Annotated in this window: 4 protein-coding genes; 1 reads left to right on the top strand and 3 read right to left on the bottom strand. The window is 59.4% G+C overall.

Annotation, left to right across the window (positions count from 1 at the left end):
- The first annotated feature begins 472 nt into the window (after positions 1–472).
- Positions 473–760: a CC_3452 family protein gene (locus JNL55_RS35260; protein ID WP_293866056.1), complete on the top strand. Its 288-nt coding sequence runs from the start codon at positions 473–475 to the stop codon at positions 758–760.
- 56 nt (positions 761–816) lie between these two features.
- Here JNL55_RS35260 and JNL55_RS35255 read toward each other — a convergent pair whose 3' ends face one another.
- The 3 genes from JNL55_RS35255 to JNL55_RS35245 form a co-directional block, all read right to left on the bottom strand.
- Positions 817–1,146, bottom strand: a complete 330-nt coding sequence (locus JNL55_RS35255; RefSeq protein WP_293866053.1) for a DUF2845 domain-containing protein — start codon at positions 1,144–1,146, stop codon at positions 817–819.
- A complete protein-coding gene (locus tag JNL55_RS35250) occupies positions 1,133–1,576 on the bottom strand; it encodes a hypothetical protein (RefSeq protein WP_293866050.1) in 444 nt (147 codons plus the stop codon). Before JNL55_RS35250 ends, JNL55_RS35255 begins: the two co-directional genes overlap by 14 nt.
- Positions 1,577–1,651: 75 nt before the next feature.
- On the bottom strand, positions 1,652–2,357 hold a 706-nt coding region (locus tag JNL55_RS35245; protein ID WP_293866047.1), incomplete at its 5' end, for an amidohydrolase family protein.

Below are 2,357 nucleotides of genomic sequence, written 5' to 3'. Positions count from 1 at the left end.
CCAGCAGCAGCTACAGGGACGTACAGCAACGCGCCACGCGACAGCGTAGGCGCGGCGTGCGTCGCGGTGCCCGGAGAACCTCTCCCCCTCCGGACAGCGCAAGCCACCGACGCCTCTTCTCCTAAAGAACCCTTGCGCAAGCCATGTAACACCCCATCACACGTCTCATCTTTCTTTAATCATTCTTCACAAACAAACAGAATCCATGCATCATACGCACGCGCCGCGAGCAAAAAGGCTTTAAAACAGCCTGTCTCCTACAACAAACAAACATTCCCCGCTCGCGCCCACATCACAAAACGCGCACTCCATTCCTGAGCCCGCGGCACTTCACTCGTGCTGAAAAATGCATTGGCGTTCCAGCCTGCGCTACATACAGTGCCGCCCATTCCAAACGGACCTGTGCAGCAAAGGAGATTCGACGATGCGTATGTTGGCGATAGCGAGTGCAATCGCAATCGGTACTCTGGCGATGAGCAACCTGGTATCGGCCGCCGCTCCGGCGTACGCCGCACAGGCCACGCTGGTGACTCCAGTATCGACGGTGAGCGAAACCGAAGTCGGCGGTGTGAAGTGGCGTTGCGAAGGCGATCAGTGCGAAGGCAAGGGCGACCGCCGCGGTAGCCTGGACTCGTACATGAAGGAATGCCGCAAGGTGGCCGAAGCCCTGGGCGAACTGTCCTCTTACACCAGCCGGGGTCGCACCATGAGTAAGCGCGACATCGAGAACTGTAACAAGCGGGCTGGCAAGGGCGAGTAACCCGGCGCAAATTCCGTGCGGCCGGGCAACGCAGCCCGGCCGCACTCGAATTCAAACTACTTGTCGACTCGTGTCAGGCTGACGATCTTCCCATCGACGATGACCACTTGCATGGGCAACGCACTGGACGATGCCTGAAAGATCCAGCGCTCCGTCGTCGTCACCGCCCCGGTCTTCACTCTCATCCCATTGACGTTGGTTGCCCAGACATCGTCTTTACTGACATCCCGGCTGCGCGGCTCACCGCACTTAGTCAGCAGCTCATCCACTGGCGTGGCCTCGCTGACCACCCATTTGCCACAGCGCATAGAATCGGCGCCGGCGACATTCACTGCCGCCAGCGCCATCAAGCCCACGCAGAAGACTAGATAATTAGTTTTCGTCACTCGCATATCGATCCCGGCGATCTCGCGACCGCATCTCTCGTTCCACATCCAAGTAAGCCTCGGTCACTGGGCGAAACTCCGCCTCAGCTTCCCGACTGCGCGAACGTTCTACCTCGTCGCGCATCGCATGATAGCGCTTGGAAACATCATTGAACGCATCGCGTACATCACCATCATCCGAGCGGCGATCTTCCACCGTCCGGCGGAAATCCCTCGCCTCTTCCGCCAACTCTCGCGCATCGCTACGGAATCCCGAGCGTGCACCATCGTCGCGAGCTTCCTCTTGTAGCGCCACAGCGCTGCGTTCCAACCGCGTCGCCGAACTGGTCAAGTTGCCGCCGGTGGTGGCACAGCCACCCAGCGCCATCAAGCCCACCGTCGCTAACACTGCCAGATTGTTTCCTATCGACTTGTTACCGAACACCGACATGACGAACTCCCGCCCAATGGGCCCCGATGTGAGTTGTCACAGAAACGGACTGACGGTGCGGTCGGTTCCGCCCCGTCAGCGAGGCAGCACGCCGATGCTGCCATATAACGCCGGCACCTCGTAAAGTTTGCCGTCTTTGACCACTAAATCGGTGTTTCTGATGTCACTAATGCGCCGTGCCGGATCGCCGTCGACCAGAATCATGTCCGCCAACTTCCCGGGCGCGATGCTGCCCAGGTCCGCGTCGCGCTTGAGCACTTTCGCGGCAGTCAACGTCGCGATACGCAATACCTCGGGCGCGGGTATACCGGCCTGCACATATATTTCCAATTCCCGATGCAAGGTGAACCCCGGCAAATCGTCGGTGCCTGCCACCAGCGGCACGCCCGAGTCGTACAACAACTTGATCATCTTCAACATCGCCTCGGCCGAGTCGCGATACTGCTGCTCGCTACCCGCCGGAATCGGCAACCCACCCGTGAGCAACGATCGCCGGATCTGCGGCGGCAACCTGTTCGCGATCGGTGCGTACGCCGGCCCGATGGTGCCGGGCTGGTTGGTAAACATGGAATAGAAAATGGTCACCGTTGGATCGAGCACGGTGTGCTTGTCCTTCATCAACTTTACGAAGGAACGAACTTCCTCGGAGTTCAGATCGAGCTTGGAAGCGCGCTTGGCAACGGTGGTGAAGCGGGCGGGCGTGCGAGTGTCTTGCACTTCGTCGAAGAAGAAATTCAGGAACACGAAATTGACGTGTTGCATCTCATCGGCCCCGGCCTCG

Source organism: Steroidobacter sp. (genome assembly GCF_016790065.1).
In the GTDB taxonomy this organism is placed as follows: Bacteria; Pseudomonadota; Gammaproteobacteria; order Steroidobacterales; family Steroidobacteraceae; genus Steroidobacter.
This window is presented reverse-complemented; position numbering and strand designations above follow the sequence as displayed.

What these genes read in the sequence shown, in the direction of transcription:
- JNL55_RS35260 (WP_293866056.1), top strand. Translation starts at nt 473, where the DNA reads ATGAGCAACCTGGTATCGGCCGCCGCTCCGGCGTACGCCGCACAGGCC.
- JNL55_RS35250 (WP_293866050.1), bottom strand. Translation starts at nt 1,576, where the DNA reads ATGTCGGTGTTCGGTAACAAGTCGATAGGAAACAATCTGGCAGTGTTA.